This is a genomic window from Burkholderia sp. KCJ3K979 (genome assembly GCF_016759955.1).
GTDB classification, from domain to species: Bacteria; Pseudomonadota; Gammaproteobacteria; order Burkholderiales; family Burkholderiaceae; genus Burkholderia; species Burkholderia orbicola.
Genome location: NZ_JACFYV010000162.1, coordinates 1 through 16,002 on the forward strand (window position 1 = coordinate 1; position 16,002 = coordinate 16,002).

The window sequence follows — 16,002 nt, forward strand, 5'->3', positions numbered from 1 at the left end:
CCCGCGCCGGGACGGCACGCCGGCGCGAGCGTCCGGCCGGGTCGCCGCGATGCATTAAAATGGCGGCTGACGATTCAACTGCGCGAACCCTCCCGATGGCCTCCAATCTTCACGATCTTCCCGACAGCCCCTGCATCGGCGTGTGCTCGACGCTCTTCGACGAAGTCTGCAAGGGCTGCGGCCGCACGGCCGCCGAAGTCTCGAACTGGGTATTCCTGAGCGACGACGAAAAGCGCGCGGTGTGGGAGCGCATCACGCGCGAAGGCACCGCGATGCGCTTCCAGTACGACAAGCTGTAAACCGGCCGCCCATAAAAAAAGCGGCATGCAGACCGCCATGCCGCCAACCCCAACTCTGTTCTTGTTCCGTCGCGTCTAGAACTTCATCCCCACGCCCACGCCGACGATCAACGGATCGATGTGCAGCGTGCCGATGCCCTTGTCGCCCAGCGTCGCATCGGTGCTCATCCAGATCTTCTTCACGTCGACGTTCATGAACACCTTCTTCGTCAATTGCACGTCCACGCCGAACTGCAACGCGGGGCCGAAGCTGCTCTTGTTGATCGACACGCCCTCCCCGCCGACGTTGAGCCCGTTGTTGTAGAAGTACGTGTAGTTCAACCCGGCGCCGACGTACGGGCGCACCTTGCCCGCATGGTTGAAGTGATACTGCAGCAAGAGCGTCGGCGGCAGCACGCCCACGCCGCCGAGATTGCCGAGGCTCGACGTCAGCTGATGCCGCGACGTGCCGAGGATCAGCTCGACGCCGAGGTAGTCGCGGATCATGTACGTGAAGTCGAGCTCGGGCACGATCGCGTTATTCACGCCGGTGTTGATCGCGCCGAGCGTGTCGCTCGCGCGCTCGTTCGGCTGGATGCTGATCGCGCGCAGCCGGACCAGTACGTCCCCCTGGTTGATGCCGTCGCCCGGCGACGCCGCGTGCGACAGCGACGGCATCGCAATGGCGGCCGCGACGACGGCGGCGGTGGCACAAGTTCGAATCGTTTTATGCATGGTACGGACCCCCAAAGAATGGTTTCCATTCTCCCTGTAGGGTCTTTTCGTCATCTTGATATTGGTCAAGCCAGCGTAAACGTGGGACGGTTTGCCGCAGGCTCGGTCGCACTGCCCGTCAGCAGCAGGTCGAGCAGATCGCGCACGCTGCGGATCGCACGGCCGAACGGCAATGCTTCGCGGCCGCGGAAGAACAGCCCGTTCGCGACGTCGCCGCGCAGCGCGGCCGCGAGCCGCGTGTCGATGCAGAAGTGGCCGAACTTCTCGATGCCGTCGCGCAGTCCGCATACGCTCAGGCATTCGAGCGCGGTCGGGCAACGCTGCTTGAATGCGCCTAGCTTGTTGCGAATGCGCGTCTCGTTGCGCAGGTAACGATCGAGCCACGGCGTCTTCACCGCACGCGCGGGCAGGCCCGTCACGCTGACGAATTCGACGATGTCATCGGGCGTCGCATCGGCGAGCACGCGCTTGAAGTGCGGATGCGCGTCGCCCTCTTCGGTCACCGCGAACGGCGTCCCGACCTGCACGCCATTCGCGCCGGCCGCGAACGCCGCGCGCACCGTGTCGTGACTGTTGATCCCGCCGGCCACGATCAGCGGGATCGTGTCGCGGGCGATGCCGAGCGACGCCATCACCTGCGCGGTCTCGTCCAGCACGCGCGCGAAATCGAAGCGGGCGTCGTGCATGTCGTCGATCTGCGTGACGCCGAGGTGGCCGCCCGCGTGCGCCGGATGCTCGATCACGATCGCATCGGGCAGGCGCCCCTTCTTCATCCACTTCTTCAGCACCAGCGCGATCCCGCGGCTGTCCGACAGGATCGGGATCAGCGCGATGTCGTGCCCTTGCGTGAGGTCGGGCAGGTCGAGCGGCAGGCCCGCGCCCATCACGATCGCATCCGCGCCCTCGTCGCACGCGACCCGCACGTAGTCCGCCTGCGCGCTCACCGCCTTCATCACGTTGACCGCGATCATCCCGCGCCCTTCGCTGTACGTTTTCGCGAGACGGATCTCGCGCGCGAGCGCGTCGAGGTTCGCCGCCTCGAGCGTCGCGCGATCGGGTTGCGCGCGACACCGCGCGAGCAGATCCGCATGATGGTGACGCAGGTCGATGCTCGCGATCGTGCCGACCGCGCCTTCGCGCGCGACGCTGCCCGCCAGCCGGTGCGCGGAGATGCCGACGCCCATGCCGCCCTGCACGACGGGCAGCAAGGTGCGGCCGCGGATCGTCAGCGGCGGAAAGGAAGTGCGTACGGTCATCTGAAACCTCGTCGGAACATCGGAACCGCGATGATCGACGATCCACCGCCGCGCACCTTGACGGCCGTCAATAAAAAACGGCACGCAAGCGTGCCGTTTTTCCGGTTCGGGCCGCGCGCGGCGTTCAGGCCGGCTTCGCCGGCTTCAACTGCATCGACTTGTACTCGAGATACTCGTCGAGCCCGTACACGCCGTTCTCGCGGCCATACCCCGACTGCTTGAAGCCGCCGAACGGCGCGGCGCCGTTCCACGTGCCGCCGTTGATGTCGACCTGCCCGGTGCGGATGCGGCGCGCGACGCGCATCGCGCGTTCGTCGCTGCCGGCCCACACCGCGCCGCCGAGCCCGTACGGCGAATCGTTCGCGATGCGCACGGCCTCGTCTTCATCGCGATAGGTGATGATCGACAGCACCGGCCCGAAGATCTCTTCCTGCGCGATCGTCGCTTTCGGATCGACCCGGCCGAACACGGTCGGCTTCACGAAGAAGCCCTTCGCGAGCCCTTCCGGCAAGCCGGTGCCGCCCGTCACGAGTTCCGCGCCTTCGTCGATGCCGCGCTGGATGTAGGCCTGCACGCGCTGCTGCTGCGCGGCCGACGCCAGCGCACCGAGGCGCGTCGCGTCCTGCCGCGGGTCGCCCGCGACGTACGCTTCGGCCGCTGCCTTCGCGAGCTCGCGCGCCTCTTCGTAGCGCGCTTCCGGCACCAGCATCCGCGTATGCGCGGAGCAGGTCTGCCCCGCGTTCAGGTAGCACGCGTTGACCGTGCCCTTCACCGCCGTCCCGAAATCGGCATCGTCGAGGATCACCGACGCCGACTTGCCGCCCAGCTCCAGCGCGACGCGCTTGACGCCCGCGGCCGCCAGCTCGGCCACGCGCTTGCCCGCGCGCGTCGAGCCGGTGAACGACACCATGTCGACGTCCGGATCGGTGGCCAGCACCTCGCCGACGACCGGGCCATACCCGCACACGAGGTTGAACACGCCGGCCGGCAGCCCGGCCTCGTGGATCGCTTCGGCGAGCATGAACGCGTTGAGCGGCGCGACTTCGGACGGCTTCAGCACCACCGTGCAGCCGGCCGCGAGCGCCGGCGCGACCTTCAACGTGACCTGGTTGAGCGGGTAGTTCCACGGCGTGATCGCCGCGACGACGCCGACCGGTTCGCGCACCACCAGCGAATTGCCGACCTGCGCCTCGAATTCGAACGATTCGGCCAGCTTCGCGTACGCCTTCCAGTTGTAGATCGGGCCGCCGACCTGGATCGCGCGCGACAGCTTGATCGGCATGCCGACTTCGCCGGTGATCGACTGCGCGAGTTCCTCGCTGCGCGCCTGCAGGCGCTCGACGATCTTGCGCAGGTAGCCCGCGCGCGTCGCGGCCGGCGTGGCCGCCCACGCATCGAACGCCGCGCGCGCCGCGCGGATCGCGTCCTGCGCGTCGGACGCGACGCCCTCGGGAATCCGGCCGATCACGGCTTCGGTGCCCGAATCGATCACGTCGATGGTGCCGGTGCCGGCCGATTGTCGCCATGCGCCGTCGATGTAGAACTGGTCGTAGATTTTCATCGTGTTCCGCCTCCAGGGAAGCCGCCATTCTAGCGAGCGTTTCGGTGACTGGTGTGACGAATGACAGCCGTTCGAAAAAGCCGGCACGCCCGCGCGCCGCAGCTCCGCCGTCCGCCGCGCATGGCCGGGAAGGCATTCGTCGGGCCGCCGCCACGTCAGCATCCGCCCGGGTGCGCGGCCGGGCCCGCATCGTGCTATGTTTTTATTATCGGCATCGGCCCGTTGCGGCCGGCGCCGCCCGGAATCGACGCACTTCGTGAGCGCTGCCATGTCCGACGCATCCCATACCCTCGGCTCGCAAGACCGCCTGGAGCTGCTTTGCTGGCTCACCTGCGGCAACCTCGGCGCGTTTTACCTCAACGAATCATGGCCGGACGCCGCGTTCCAGGTGCAGGCCGCGCACCGCTGGCTCGACCGCCATCACCGCCAGGCCGACTGGCTGTCGGTCGCCAAGCTCGCGGCGCTCGCGCAGGACATCGCGAAGCGGCATGCGGGGTTCGTCGACGCGTCGTGGGCGCGCGACGCGGTCGAGGAAATCGTCGATACCGACGATCTCGACTATCGGGCCAAACTCGTGCAATGGGTGTACGAAGACTGCTGCAAGGCGCTCGCGGACAAGCGGCTGGCGGATTGAGCCGCGCAGTCGCCGCCTTGCGCCTTGCGCGGGTCGCGGCATCGACTCGCGCGACGTGCTTTTCGCCGTGACGAACGTCACGGCCGGAATGACTGACGGGGAGGCGGCACCTGCGCACCGCCTCCCGGCGCTGGCACGCGCGACGCGTGCCGATCGATTTACAGCAGCGACTTGGCCTGCGTCAGCACCTTGTCGCAGATCTGCTTGGTCACCTGCTGCTTCAGGCCGCCGCCGCTCAGGTCGAGCTTGCTGCCGTTGCCGGCGTCGAGAATCCCGCTCGCGCCGCTCGTATAGCCGCTGTCGGACGACGCGGACGCGTTGCCGCCGAGCTTGCCGAGCAGCGCGTCCTTCACCGACGATGCGCTGCTGCCCGTCGCGCCGCCGAGATAATTGTTCTGGATGCAGAACTGCAGCAGCCCCGCGACGTTGCCGGTGCTGCCCGGCGTCAGCGACGCACCGCCACCGCCCGTCAGCGCGCCACCAAGGCCGCCGAGATTGCCGAGCACCCCGCCCGCGCTGCCGCCCGAATCGCCGCTACCGCCCACCTGTTTCAGGACGTCGCCCAGTTGCCCATGGGCGACCGAAAACGGCGCGAGCAATCCGATCAGCGCGCCGGCAACGGTCGCGCGGTAAAGACGTGCATTCATGTAAAGCCTCCCGGTTGTGACTGCGTGAATACCGCGAATCGCATTCAAGGATACGCAATCGACCCGGGCATGACAGCCTTCGAAGCCGCATGAAACGTCAGGCATCGTGATATATCGCGGCGATTTGACGATGCTTGACGGACGATTCCGCACGGCATCGCCGGCTCGGCAGGTGCGCAACCACCGTGCCGTGTCGCCAGCCCGCGCGAAGCGTCATAGAATCGTCGTCGCCGGCCGTTCGGCGGCTGCGGCTCGACATTCACCTCGAACACGAAGGACATTCGCGTGGCGCTTGCCCATCGATTTCTGCTGATCGCCGGCGCATCCACTGCGCTGATGGGCGGCGCCGGTGCTGCGGAGGCTGTCGAGGCTGCGCACGCCACCACGACGGCCGCGTCCTGTGCATCGCCTTCGTTCGATCGCTATCCGGCACCGGCCGCCGCCCGCACACCACGCAAACCGGCTGCCGCGCCGCGGCTCACCAGCAAGGAGGCGCGCCTGTACCGCACCGTCATTCGCGACGAATTCGCGCAACCGGCCAATTTTGCCGGTCACTATCGCGTCGCGATCTGGGGTTGCGGAACGGATTGCCGAAATTTCGCGATCGTCGACAAGAACACCGGCGCGACGTACACGATGACCGGCGTGAAAGCCGTCTCGGGCGTGATGGGCAACGACGACGAGCGCGTCGACTTCCGCGCCGGCAGCAGGCTGCTGATCATCTCTGGCTGCTTCGACGACGATTGCGACGCCGGCAACGCGAAAGCGGCCCGGTTCTTCTACGAATGGACCGGGTCGCGGCTGCGTCCAGTCGGCCGGTGTCCGCTGGCCATCGAGCCGGTTCAATAAGCGGCCCGGGCCAGCCATGACAACCATTTACCTCAGTTTCGACGACGGCCCCGGCCCCTCGACGCCTGCGCTGCTCGACGTGCTGCACGACGCATCCTGCACGGCGACCTTCTTCGTGCTCGGCAAGCATCTCGCGGGCGCGCTCGACGTCGCAACGAGAATCGCGCGCGACGGCCACCGGCTCGGCAACCATACGTATTCGCACGCGAAACCGGGCGCGCTCGCTGACGCCGCACTGATCGACGAGATCGACACGACCGACGCGCTGATTCGCGACGTCTACCGTCGCGCCGGCCTTGCCGCGCCGGACACGATCCCGCTGCGCCTTCCATACGGGTTGATGCCGCAGGACGATCGCGCAGCCGTGCTCGCGCGCGCACAACGCGAACACACGGGCTGGACCGCGATACTGGACGACTGGCAACGGCCGGCGCCGTCGCCGCACGCGCTGTTCGACGCGATGTGCGCGCATGTCGATGCCTGCGCGGCGCAGCATCGCGACGTGCTGTTCTGCCTGCACGACGGATCACGGCACGGCGACACGCGGCCCAACACGGTCGAAGCGGTGCGGCTGTTCCTGAACCGGCAGCGCGCTGCCGCCATGCCCCGTTAGCCCGCGGGCACCGCCCCGGCCAGCAACTGGCGCCAGCCGCCGAGGAATCCGATACCGGGCCCCGGCATCCATAGGCCCCGCTGCGCCGCTTCGAGATGGATCAGCGTCTGGTCCGCGCAGAACAACGTCATCAGCGCGTCGTGGTTGTCGCGCAGCCAATCCGGCGCCGCATCCGGCCGTGTCGCCGCATAGGTCTCCAGACCGGCCATCCATCGCCCGCGATCGAACACGAAGCCATCATCCCGGCCCGCATCGCGCGACAGCGCGAACGACGCAAAGGCCGCTTCGAGCCATTGCGCTCCCTGCCCCACATCGTCGAAATCCAGCACGCCGTTCACCGCGTTGCCGACATACAGCAGGTTGCCCGCGTGATAGTCGCCGTGCAGCCAATGCACCGGCCCCGTGAGCCACGCGGCTGCCGCGTCGAGATGTATGCCGATCCGTCGGATTACCGTGTCGTAGGCGTCGCGCAGATCGCCCGGCAGAGACGGCATCGCACGCGCCGCGACACGCGCATGACGGGCCGACAGCCACGCGAGCGGCGCTGCTTCGCTTGCCGGTATCGCGGCCAGCGCCGTATGCAGATGCGCGAGCGTGCGCATCGCATCGGTCGCTCCCGCGTGCGCGTCGTCCGGCACGCCGGGACGGCCGTCGATATGCTCGAACAGATGCAGCCAGCGTCCGTCGGGCATCTGCACGCCGGTTTGCGCATCGACAGTCGGCCGCAACCGCGGTAGCGCGGGCAGCAGCCGCGATGTGCGCGCGTCGCCGAGACGGGCGAGGATCGACGCCTCGCGCTGCATTTGCCCGACCGGCTTGCCGGACCACGACACGCGCAGCACCGCGCGCCCCGCGTCGCACTCGACGAGATAGGTTTTGTTAGTATGGCCCGACACCAGCGCCTGCAGGCGCGCCGGCCCGACGTTCCAGTACCGGTGAAGCCACGGTTCCAGCGTTTTCACGTCACTCCTACTCGTTGCATCGACCATGTCAGAGCGTCCTTCGGCCCGCATGCGGGACATCAACATCGAATGGCTGACGCGCGCCGCCGAATTCGGCCATCTGTTCCAGACCCGCTGGCTCGGCGAGCGCTTCTTCCATCTGCCCGGCGACATGCTCGCGCTGCAGGAACTGATCTGGCGCGAGCGCCCCGACTGCATCGTCCAGACCGGCATCGCGGCGGGCGGCGGCGTGGTGTTCACCGCGTCGATGCTCGAACTGGCCGGCGCCCCGGGCCGCGTCGTCGCGATCGAACCGCGCCTGCGCGACGAGGTCCGCCAGCGCCTGCACGCGCACCGGCTCGCCCACCGCATGGTGCTGATCGAAGGCGAATCGTGCGCGGCCGACACGCTCGCGTCGGTGCGTGCACAGATCGACGACGGCGCGCGCGTGATGACGATCCTCGATCTCACGCATACGCACGCGCACGTGCTGCGCGAACTCGAATGCTATGCGCCGCTCGTGACGCCCGGCAGCTACGCGATCGTGATGGACACCATCATGGAGTACCTGCCCGAGTCGATGTTCGACGGCAAGCCGTACGGCCGCGGCAACAATCCGGCCACGGCCGCGCGTGAATTTCTCGCCCGCGACGACCGGTTCGAAATCGACCACGACATCGAGGATCGCGTGCTCATGACGCTGTCGCCAGGCGGCTTCCTGAAGCGAGTGCGCTGATCAGGCGGGCGGCGTGCGCGGAGCCGTCGCACGCGGCATAGCTGTCGCGAATCCGCGCCGCCTGCTCGCGCAACGGTCCCGCGCGTAACAGGCGTTCGAGCGCATCCGTGATGTCCGTAACGCCGGCCTGCTGCAGATCGAGCACGCAGCCCGCGCCGGCCCGCTCGACGAAATGCGCCGAATGGAACTGGTCGTTGCAGAACGGCGACAGCAGCATCGGCACGCCGCACGCGAGCGACTCCATCACCGAATTCGCGCCGCCGTGGCTGACGAACGCGTGCGTGCGCCGCAACAGCGCCAGTTGCGGCGCGTAACGCACCGCGAGCACGCGCTCGTCGGCGGCCGGCAGCAGATCCGAATCGACCAGTTCGCCCACCGACAGCACCAGTTGCGCCGAGGTCGCGCGCGTCGCGTCGATCACCTTCGCGAACACCTCCGGGTGGTAGTAAAGCTGGCTGCCGAGCGACATGTAGACGAGCGGGCGATCCGCGTCGACGCGTTCCCACGGGAACGCCGTCTCGTCGCCGCGCGGGCCCGACGGCATCGCCGGGCCGACCAGTTCGACGCCGGGCGGCGGCGCGCCGACCAGCGCGTCGGTCGTGAACGCAATCGTCAGGTGCGGCGACAGCACATCGCAACCGCGAAAGCGCCTGTCGAGGCCGTAGCGCGCGAACAGCCGCGTGCGTTCCGGTTCGAGCCAGCGCACCGTGCGCAGCAGTTCCGAATCGAGATCGTCCGGCAGCACCGGATTCAGCGAATTGGACATCGAAACCCACGGCAGCCCTTCCAGCTCGGCCGCAATCGCCGCGGCATACAACAGCGGGTCGATCACGACCACGTCGGGCCGCCAGTCGCGCAGCACCGCGCGGATGCCGTCCACCTGCGCGGGGGCGAGGTCGATCAGCAACGTGCGGATCCAGTGCCGCAGCCAGTCGGCGTCGCGAATGTTCGCGGCGAAGCTCGCGCCGCGCGACAGGTCGTGGCGCTCGGGCGTCTCGCGCGGCCCGACGAACGCGAAGTCGCCGGCGCCGTCGAGCTGTTCGCTGATGTCGGCCGGCGCATAGAACGCGACGTCGCAGCCGGCGGCACGCAGATGCTGGGCCGGGCCGATGCACGGATTGACGTGGCCCTTCTCGGGCACCACGCAGAACAGGATGCGTTTCATGAACGGCTCAGGTTAGGCGATGCGCGGCATCGGAATGAAGGCGATCGAGATGGTCGAGAAGCAGTGTCAGCGTCGTCCACAGCACGCGTTCGGTATCCGCCTGCAGCGTCGGCGCAGCGAGGCCGAGCGTGTCGGCCAGTGCATGCGTGCGGTCGCGATCGAGCAGCGTCGCGAGATCCATCGCCGGCGCGAGCCGGCCGCGCTTGGGGCCGTGCACGAGACGCTCCGGCAGGTTCAGGCACGCACCGAGCTCGCGCAGGCACTGCTTGTTCGGGTCAGGCGCGATGCTGGTCAGATGCGCGACGACGGCCGCATCCACGAACGGCGGATGCAACTCGACCGATGCCTCGTCGAACAACGCGTGGCACAGCGGCAGATAGTTGGCCGATACGTCGCGGCGCAATACCTGATCCGCGCCGTCGCCGGTAATCGCCACTTCGACACCGTCCGCCGCCATCGCCTCGGCCAGCAGCAGCTTCGCGACCGGATGCAGGTTGAACATCGGCTCCTCGACCGCGTGGGTCGTTCTCGGCAGCGCCGCGATGAAATCGGCCTCGTTCGCGCGCACGATCTTCACGTTCGCCTGCATCTGCGTGGCGAGTTCGAGCGCTGCGTCGAGTTCGCAGTAATCGGGCATGTCGGTCGCGAGGATGTAGGCCGTCACGTGCCGCAATGCGCCGAGCTCGCGCAACAACGCAAGCAGCAGCGCCGAATCGAGCCCGCCGCTCAGCGCCAGCGCCACGCGCTTGCCGCTGTCGAGCGCACGTTGCAGCGACGCGCGCAGCACTGTGTCGAGATCGGCATGCTGCGGCCGCTCGGGCGCCGGCTGCACCGTCAGCGCTTGCGGCGACCGGATCAGTGCATGACCGGGCGGCACCGCGAGTACGTCGCGCAACACGGTGCGGCCGACCAGACGCTCGCCGCTCAGGTAGCCCGCGATGGCGGCCGTGTCCGGCGCGCCGGCCGGTTGCCCCGACGCCCGCAATACCGCGCGGATACCGGACGCCGACATGCCGCTGCGCGGATGGTAGTGCAGACGATCGAAACCGAACGGGTCGCGCGTACCGACGATCATGGATAACGAGCCTTCAAGGTGTCCACTTCGATGCGTTTGAGGATGCGATGCGGCGCCACCGGCGCGCTGCCGCCCTGGCAATGCAGGCATGCTTCGAGCGGCGTCTCGCGTTGCAGATAGGCGAGCATCGCGTCGAGCATGCCCGCGTCGTCGCGCAGCGGCAGGCCGTCGGCCTGAAAATCCTTGTCGCCCTTGTACAGCGTATGGAAATGCGCGGGACGCGTGCACGTGTAGAACATGCCGTCGCGAATCATATGGCAGCGCTCGCGAATCCAGCAATCGTGATACAGGCGCTGGGCTTCGTCGCGGTCCGTGCCGGGCTGGGCGCGGTTCATCGTCGTGAACACGTCCTGCACCTTCCAGTTCAGACGCACGTCGAAGCGCGCCGCCTGGCGCTCGACATGCGCGACCAGTTCGGCGGAAAGCGCCGGCTTCGGATAGCGCGAGATCGTCAGCGCATCCACCGCTTGCCAGAACGCGTCGGGCATCTCGGCGAGTTTCAGGCCGTTCGTCGTGACCGAAATCACGGGGGCGATGCCGGTCGCGCGTACGCGCTCGATCATTTCAACGAGCGCCGGATGCAGCAACGGTTCGCCGCCGACCAGCTTGAACATGCGCGGGCGCAACACTTTCGCGGCCTTGCGCAGATCGGCTTCGATCGATTCGGGGCTCGCATGCCACTCGGGCAACAGCGGCGACAGCGAGCAGCATTCCGCGCATGTCAGGTTGCAGTGATCGACGATATGCGCTTCCAGCGAGCGCGTCTGGATGCGCCCGTCCTCGACGCGGTAATCGCGATCCAGCGGCGGCGGAAACACGTGCGGCCGCTCGCTGGGCTGCGGCGGATTCGTGATCTGGTTCGGATTCGCACTCACATCAGCTTCCTGTTTCCATGCAGCGGGAAAAGAAATCTATTAGACGGTCACGCGCGTTCACCATCGCCGACGCCATCGTCACCGCACCGTTCAGGTGCGATGCGAAGCGCGATGGATCGTCGAGCCAGCCCTGCACGATCCAGAGCTTGAGCGCGTGCTGCAAGCAGGCGGCATCGACCGCCCACGCGATGTACGCCGGATTCACGGGCCGCACCCGCTGGTACGCATGCACGAACGCTTGCGCGAGGTGCGGTGCTTCCAGCGGCAAATGATTCAGGCAGCGCACCAGCTCGTATTCGCGCGGCGCGCCCATCGCCGCTTCCCAGTCGAGGATCAGCGGCGGCAGCGTACCCGTGAACAGATAGTTGAACTGGTTGTAGTCGTTGTGGATCGGGTGCTGCGGATCGTCGGCCGGAAACGCATCGATGCTGCCCGGATAGTAGCGGTCGAGCATGCGCAGCGCGAGATCGACGTAGCGGCTCAGATTCGCGGCACCGGTGACGTTCGCATCGGCTCGATCGAGTGCATCCAGCAGGCTGCGGTGTACTGCATCCGCGTCGATCGCGGTCAGCCGCGCGCGGATCGTATCGAGCGACGGCAGATGCAGTTGTTCGAGGCTCAGGTGCAACGCGGCCAGACTCGCGCCGAGCGCATCCCATTCGGTTGGCGAGAACCTATCGTAGGTTTTGAATTGCCCGGCTTCCCAACGCGTCAGCATCGCATGGGAATGTTGTCCCGACCACAGCGATTCGCCGGACCTCGTGCGCTTCAGCGTCTGCACATGGAAGCGAGTATCGCCGTGCGTTTCCAGATGCGCGAGGACGGCGGTTTCCTTGGCTGCGCGCGCATGGTGTTCGAGCGCATAGAGCTTGACCGCCACGCCCGCGCCGCTGCTTGTCGGCAGATGCCACACCCGTTCGCTCACTTGCGTCGGCGGCTCGCCGCGACCGAGCCCATAGGCATCGCGAATCTCGTCGAAGGTGACGGCAAGCGGATCCATTCAGATGTGCTCGGCCGGCCCGTGCCGATACGGATGACCAGTCAGGAACGTGTTGTGTCCGACGTAGCGCAGCTTGTACATCGCCGGCCGGAACAACACCGACGGATCGTTGTTCGCGATGCCGAGCAGCGGGTACAGGTCGCGTCGCACGAAGAACGCGTTGTTGCCCATGTCGTCGCAGCAAACGAGCTCGTAGCCCTTTTGCCTGCCGAGGTGCACGAGCGATTCGAGGCTCGCGCCGTAATAGGTCGAGCCGTCCCATTCGTGGTCCGGATTGAAGCACATGACCCAGCGCTCGGGCGGCGTGTAGTACGGGTTGTATTCGATCACGACGATGCGCGGCTGGAACGCTTGCAGGCCGCGCCACACCCAGTAATCGTTGCCATCGATGTCGATCGACAGCAGGTCGAAGTCGGTCGGTACGTTCGCGTCGGTGAGCAGTGGGTCGACCGTGTCGGGCTGGACGCGATCGTGGTGCAGGCGGACACGTTCCACGCCCGCGTAGTGCGCGGCGAGCTTGCCGAACCGGTATGCGCTGCCTTCCACCAGTACGCCGGCCCAATCCTGTTCGCGTAGCAGCCGTGCCGTATTGCTGTTGCGCAGGCCGTCGCTCGCGCCGATATCGACGCAGAAGCGGTTGGTCGGCGCGATCCGCTCCATCAGGCGCGACAGGATGCCCTCCTCGGTGCCCTGCGCGTACAGGCTGGGCGCAAGGCCGGACAGGTCGAGCGGGAGAGGATGATCCTGCATCGAAGGCGGCTCCGGGGCGAAATGGGGAATGATGGGCGGTGTTCGGTGGGTAATTTACCTGAAGTCGATTGAGCAGGGGAAACTGGGATGCATGGCGCGGGGGCTGCCGCGGCGGAAATGAAAAAAACCGCCACATTGCTGTCAACGGGAGTCTGTGACACTCGCGGTAATGCCTCATAACTTCTCGTCGAAGTCGAACATAGCCGTCCGTGCGCAGCTTGGACGATTCGATTCGCCAGCCCACTCACGAATCTGCTGTCGCGCACCATCGGTCCCTTATGTTGTCGCCACCAGCATCCGGAGCCCCATAAGCACTAATCGAATCGACAGGAAGGTGGGTGTAATATCAAAGTACTGCGCTGCGAGCCTGCTATGCGCAGAAAAACTATTATTTTCGATACGCTACAGGGGACCATCTTGAAAAAAATCATTTTCGTTGCACTTCTCGCAAGCGCAGGTGTAGCGCATGCCCATACCTCCAGCCACGGCTACCACTCTTCCAGTTCGAATCTCTATGGATCGTCTCCTGGAGAGCATTACGTCAACGGCTACACACGCTCAAACGGCACCTACGTCCAAGGCCACTACCAGACGAATCCGAACGATACAAAACTGGATAACTGGTCTACGCAAGGAAATCAAAATCCATATACCGGCCAGTGGGGGACGAAGCCCCCTTATTGACCACTTCCTACGAGGAGCTGCCACACGAGTGAGTATGAAGTCGTGACCTTCATATATACGGGGCATCTTGGCGGCTCTTTACGCCCCCATACTCGACAAGGCTTCCGAGTGCCATGGATATCTTTACTGGCGTTTTTATAGCGATTCTTGCTCCATTCCTACTGTTGTCATTTCTTTTTAGAAACAAGCCTGGGTCAACGTTCGGCCCCAAAGTCTGCTCCAGATGCAATATTGAACTACGGGGTTGGAACAGCTCAGGCCGAAAACAGGTTTGGTTTCGTACCGACGCTAACGGAAATCGCGCTTACCTCTGCGCCAAATGCAAGAACAAATGACGGGCACGATACGCCAACCATCCAAGGAAAAGGCCCACATCGGCAATCTGCCGATGTGGGCCTCTCGCGTTTTTAGTGGCCTTGCCTTATACGCGCCAGCTAGATTGCCCTAGAAGGCAATGGCGCCGTTGCCCCAATGGAATAAGCCGAGAGACACGAACAGTGGTCTTGGGACAAACAGGCGGTTTTTACTCCTGCCCCTGACTCGTCAGGAACTCCTCATAATTCCCGCCAAAGTCGAACAACGTCCCGTCCGTCTTCACTTCGATGATCCGGTTCGCCAGCCCGCTCACGAACTCGCGGTCGTGCGACACGAAAATCAGCGTGCCTTCGAACTGCTCGAGCGCGATCTGCAGCGACTCGATCGACTCCATGTCCATGTGGTTGGTCGGCTCGTCCATCAGCAGCACGTTGTGGCGGCCGAGCATCAGCTTGCCCCAGATCATGCGGCCCTTCTCGCCGCCCGACAGCACCTTCACCGATTTCTTGATGTCGTCCGACGAGAACAGCAGGCGGCCCAGCGTGCCGCGCACCATCGTTTCGTCGTCGCCGTCCTTGCGGTACTGGTCGATCCAGTCCATCAGCGTGATGTCGTTCGGGAATTCCTCGTACGTGTCCTGCGGCATGTAGCCGACGTTCGCGTTCTCCGACCACTTCACCGTGCCGTGATCGAGCGGCAGCGCGCCGAGCAGCGAGCGCAGCAGCGTCGTCTTGCCCGCGCCGTTCTCGCCGATGATCGCGATGCGCTCGCCCGGCTGAACCGACAGGTTGAAGTTCTGGAAGATCGTGCGCTCGTACTTCTTGGTGATCTCTTCGGCGACCACCGCGACGTTGTGCAGCTTCTTCTCGAACTCGAAGCGGATGAACGGGTTCTGGCGCGACGACGGCTTGAATTCCTCGATCTTGATCTTGTCGATCTGCTTCGCGCGGCTGGTGGCCTGACGCGCCTTCGACTTGTTCGCCGAGAAGCGGCGCACGAAGTCCTGCAGCTCGGCCACGCGCTCCTTCGCACGCGTATTCGCCGCGGCCTGGCGCTCGCGCGCCTGCGCCGATGCGAGCATGTAGTCGTCGTAGTTGCCCGGCCAGACCTTCAGTGTGCCGAAGTCCATGTCGGCCATGTGCGTGCACACCGAGTTCAGGAAGTGACGATCGTGCGAGATGATGATCATCGTCGAGTTGTACTCGTTGAGCGTCTGCTCGAGCCAACGGATCGAGTTGATGTCGAGGTTGTTGGTCGGTTCGTCGAGCAGCAGCACGTCCGGCTTCGAGAACAGCGCCTGCGCGAGCAGCACGCGCAGCTTCCAGCCCGGCGCGACGTCGGCCATCGTGCCGTTGTGGAACTTCTCCTCGATGCCGATGCCGAGCAGCAGCGCGCCCGCGCGCGCCTCGGCGTCGTAGCCGCCGTATTCGGCGAACTTGCCTTCGAGCTCGGCCGCGTGCATGTAGTCGTCGTCGGTGGCGTCCGGGTTCGCGTAGATCGCGTCACGCTCGGTCATCGCGGCCCACATCTCGGTGTGGCCCATCATCACGACGTCGAGCACGCGCACGTCTTCGTACGCGAACTGGTCCTGGCGCAGCTTGCCCAGGCGGACGTTCGGCTCCAGCGCGACGTTGCCGGCGCTCGGCTCGAGGTCGCCGCCGAGGATCTTCATGAAGGTCGACTTGCCACAGCCGTTCGCGCCGATCAGACCGTAGCGGTTGCCCTCGCCGAATTTGACCGAGATATTCTCGAACAAGGGCTTCGGCCCGAATTGCATCGTGATGTTGGCAGTAGAAAGCACGGCAGGTCCCGTAAGAGAGAAATCGACGGAAAACCGTGTATTTTAGCAGGTGTCGGAGAAACTGCCGACCGCCCCGCCCCGGCGGCG

General features: G+C 65.8%; 17 protein-coding genes. 6 read left to right on the plus strand and 11 right to left on the minus strand.

Features of this window, described 5'->3' with window-relative positions:
• The first annotated feature begins 95 nt into the window (after window positions 1-95).
• Window positions 96-299 carry a DUF1289 domain-containing protein gene (locus tag H3O04_RS26125; RefSeq protein ID WP_006493160.1) on the plus strand — a complete coding sequence of 68 codons (204 nt, stop codon included), beginning with the start codon at window positions 96-98 and terminating at the stop codon, window positions 297-299.
• A gap of 75 nt (window positions 300-374) precedes the next feature.
• Here the strand turns inward: H3O04_RS26125 and H3O04_RS26130 are convergent, their stop codons facing one another.
• The 3 genes from H3O04_RS26130 to H3O04_RS26140 all read right to left on the minus strand — a co-directional run bounded on the left by H3O04_RS26130 (window position 375) and on the right by H3O04_RS26140 (window position 3,830).
• Window positions 375-1,013, minus strand: coding sequence for an OmpW/AlkL family protein (locus H3O04_RS26130; protein WP_006475943.1), 639 nt, complete (start codon window positions 1,011-1,013; stop codon window positions 375-377).
• Window positions 1,014-1,078: 65 nt separating this feature from the next.
• Window positions 1,079-2,269, minus strand: a complete 1,191-nt coding sequence (locus H3O04_RS26135; protein ID WP_027806546.1) for an NAD(P)H-dependent flavin oxidoreductase — start codon at window positions 2,267-2,269, stop codon at window positions 1,079-1,081.
• Window positions 2,270-2,393: 124 nt separating this feature from the next.
• Window positions 2,394-3,830 carry an aldehyde dehydrogenase family protein gene (locus H3O04_RS26140; protein ID WP_202588751.1) on the minus strand — a complete coding sequence of 479 codons (1,437 nt, stop codon included), beginning with the start codon at window positions 3,828-3,830 and terminating at the stop codon, window positions 2,394-2,396.
• Window positions 3,831-4,098: 268 nt separating this feature from the next.
• Between H3O04_RS26140 and H3O04_RS26145 the strand changes: the two genes are divergently transcribed.
• Window positions 4,099-4,464: a hypothetical protein gene (locus H3O04_RS26145; RefSeq protein WP_011549733.1), complete on the plus strand. Its 366-nt coding sequence runs from the start codon at window positions 4,099-4,101 to the stop codon at window positions 4,462-4,464.
• A gap of 158 nt (window positions 4,465-4,622) precedes the next feature.
• Here the strand turns inward: H3O04_RS26145 and H3O04_RS26150 are convergent, their stop codons facing one another.
• On the minus strand, window positions 4,623-5,111 hold the full coding sequence (locus tag H3O04_RS26150) for a DUF2501 domain-containing protein (protein ID WP_202588752.1): 489 nt from the start codon (window positions 5,109-5,111) through the stop codon (window positions 4,623-4,625).
• A 285-nt stretch (window positions 5,112-5,396) separates the two neighbouring features.
• Here H3O04_RS26150 and H3O04_RS26155 point away from each other — a divergent pair, with 285 nt between their 5' ends.
• Window positions 5,397-5,960 carry a hypothetical protein gene (locus H3O04_RS26155; RefSeq protein ID WP_337249664.1) on the plus strand — a complete coding sequence of 188 codons (564 nt, stop codon included), beginning with the start codon at window positions 5,397-5,399 and terminating at the stop codon, window positions 5,958-5,960.
• A 16-nt stretch (window positions 5,961-5,976) separates the two neighbouring features.
• Window positions 5,977-6,573, plus strand: coding sequence for a polysaccharide deacetylase family protein (locus H3O04_RS26160; protein WP_006475937.1), 597 nt, complete (start codon window positions 5,977-5,979; stop codon window positions 6,571-6,573).
• Here H3O04_RS26160 and H3O04_RS26165 read toward each other — a convergent pair.
• On the minus strand, window positions 6,570-7,562 hold the full coding sequence (locus H3O04_RS26165) for a phosphotransferase (protein WP_237666426.1): 993 nt from the start codon (window positions 7,560-7,562) through the stop codon (window positions 6,570-6,572). The two genes, H3O04_RS26160 and H3O04_RS26165, sit on opposite strands and share 4 nt — an antisense overlap.
• Between H3O04_RS26165 and H3O04_RS26170 the strand changes: the two genes are divergently transcribed.
• Complete coding sequence (locus H3O04_RS26170) at window positions 7,561-8,250, plus strand: cephalosporin hydroxylase family protein (RefSeq protein WP_200160606.1); 690 nt, start codon at window positions 7,561-7,563, stop codon at window positions 8,248-8,250. The two genes, H3O04_RS26165 and H3O04_RS26170, sit on opposite strands and share 2 nt — an antisense overlap.
• Here the strand turns inward: H3O04_RS26170 and H3O04_RS26175 are convergent.
• The 5 genes from H3O04_RS26175 to H3O04_RS26195 are packed head-to-tail and all read right to left on the minus strand — an operon-like array spanning window position 8,207 to window position 13,115.
• Window positions 8,207-9,415, minus strand: coding sequence for a glycosyltransferase (locus H3O04_RS26175; RefSeq protein WP_202588753.1), 1,209 nt, complete (start codon window positions 9,413-9,415; stop codon window positions 8,207-8,209). The two genes, H3O04_RS26170 and H3O04_RS26175, sit on opposite strands and share 44 nt — an antisense overlap.
• A gap of 7 nt (window positions 9,416-9,422) precedes the next feature.
• Window positions 9,423-10,490 carry an asparagine synthase-related protein gene (locus tag H3O04_RS26180; protein WP_202588754.1) on the minus strand — a complete coding sequence of 356 codons (1,068 nt, stop codon included), beginning with the start codon at window positions 10,488-10,490 and terminating at the stop codon, window positions 9,423-9,425.
• Window positions 10,487-11,365: a radical SAM protein gene (locus H3O04_RS26185; RefSeq protein ID WP_006475932.1), complete on the minus strand. Its 879-nt coding sequence runs from the start codon at window positions 11,363-11,365 to the stop codon at window positions 10,487-10,489. Before H3O04_RS26185 ends, H3O04_RS26180 begins: the two co-directional genes overlap by 4 nt.
• Before the next feature lies 1 nt (window position 11,366).
• Window positions 11,367-12,365, minus strand: a complete 999-nt coding sequence (locus tag H3O04_RS26190; protein WP_202588755.1) for a phosphotransferase enzyme family protein — start codon at window positions 12,363-12,365, stop codon at window positions 11,367-11,369.
• Window positions 12,366-13,115: an FkbM family methyltransferase gene (locus tag H3O04_RS26195; RefSeq protein WP_202588756.1), complete on the minus strand. Its 750-nt coding sequence runs from the start codon at window positions 13,113-13,115 to the stop codon at window positions 12,366-12,368.
• 417 nt (window positions 13,116-13,532) lie between these two features.
• Between H3O04_RS26195 and H3O04_RS26200 the strand changes: the two genes are divergently transcribed.
• Window positions 13,533-13,799 carry a hypothetical protein gene (locus H3O04_RS26200; RefSeq protein WP_124622491.1) on the plus strand — a complete coding sequence of 89 codons (267 nt, stop codon included), beginning with the start codon at window positions 13,533-13,535 and terminating at the stop codon, window positions 13,797-13,799.
• A gap of 523 nt (window positions 13,800-14,322) precedes the next feature.
• On the opposite strand, the gene H3O04_RS26205 is transcribed toward H3O04_RS26200, so the two are convergent.
• A complete protein-coding gene (locus H3O04_RS26205) occupies window positions 14,323-15,915 on the minus strand; it encodes an ABC-F family ATPase (RefSeq protein WP_011549722.1) in 1,593 nt (530 codons plus the stop codon).
• Between the last annotated feature and the right edge of the window lie 87 nt (window positions 15,916-16,002).

Excerpts from the sequence above, each read along its gene's own strand:
- H3O04_RS26125 (WP_006493160.1), top strand. The coding sequence starts at position 96 with ATGGCCTCCAATCTTCACGATCTTCCCGACAGCCCCTGCATCGGCGTG.
- H3O04_RS26130 (WP_006475943.1), bottom strand. The coding sequence starts at position 1,013 with ATGCATAAAACGATTCGAACTTGTGCCACCGCCGCCGTCGTCGCGGCC.
- H3O04_RS26135 (WP_027806546.1), bottom strand. The coding sequence starts at position 2,269 with ATGACCGTACGCACTTCCTTTCCGCCGCTGACGATCCGCGGCCGCACC.
- H3O04_RS26140 (WP_202588751.1), bottom strand. The coding sequence starts at position 3,830 with ATGAAAATCTACGACCAGTTCTACATCGACGGCGCATGGCGACAATCG.
- H3O04_RS26145 (WP_011549733.1), top strand. The coding sequence starts at position 4,099 with ATGTCCGACGCATCCCATACCCTCGGCTCGCAAGACCGCCTGGAGCTG.
- H3O04_RS26150 (WP_202588752.1), bottom strand. The coding sequence starts at position 5,111 with ATGAATGCACGTCTTTACCGCGCGACCGTTGCCGGCGCGCTGATCGGA.
- H3O04_RS26160 (WP_006475937.1), top strand. The coding sequence starts at position 5,977 with ATGACAACCATTTACCTCAGTTTCGACGACGGCCCCGGCCCCTCGACG.
- H3O04_RS26170 (WP_200160606.1), top strand. The coding sequence starts at position 7,561 with ATGTCAGAGCGTCCTTCGGCCCGCATGCGGGACATCAACATCGAATGG.
- H3O04_RS26165 (WP_237666426.1), bottom strand. The coding sequence starts at position 7,562 with ATGGTCGATGCAACGAGTAGGAGTGACGTGAAAACGCTGGAACCGTGG.
- H3O04_RS26175 (WP_202588753.1), bottom strand. The coding sequence starts at position 9,415 with ATGAAACGCATCCTGTTCTGCGTGGTGCCCGAGAAGGGCCACGTCAAT.
- H3O04_RS26180 (WP_202588754.1), bottom strand. The coding sequence starts at position 10,490 with ATGATCGTCGGTACGCGCGACCCGTTCGGTTTCGATCGTCTGCACTAC.
- H3O04_RS26190 (WP_202588755.1), bottom strand. The coding sequence starts at position 12,365 with ATGGATCCGCTTGCCGTCACCTTCGACGAGATTCGCGATGCCTATGGG.
- H3O04_RS26195 (WP_202588756.1), bottom strand. The coding sequence starts at position 13,115 with ATGCAGGATCATCCTCTCCCGCTCGACCTGTCCGGCCTTGCGCCCAGC.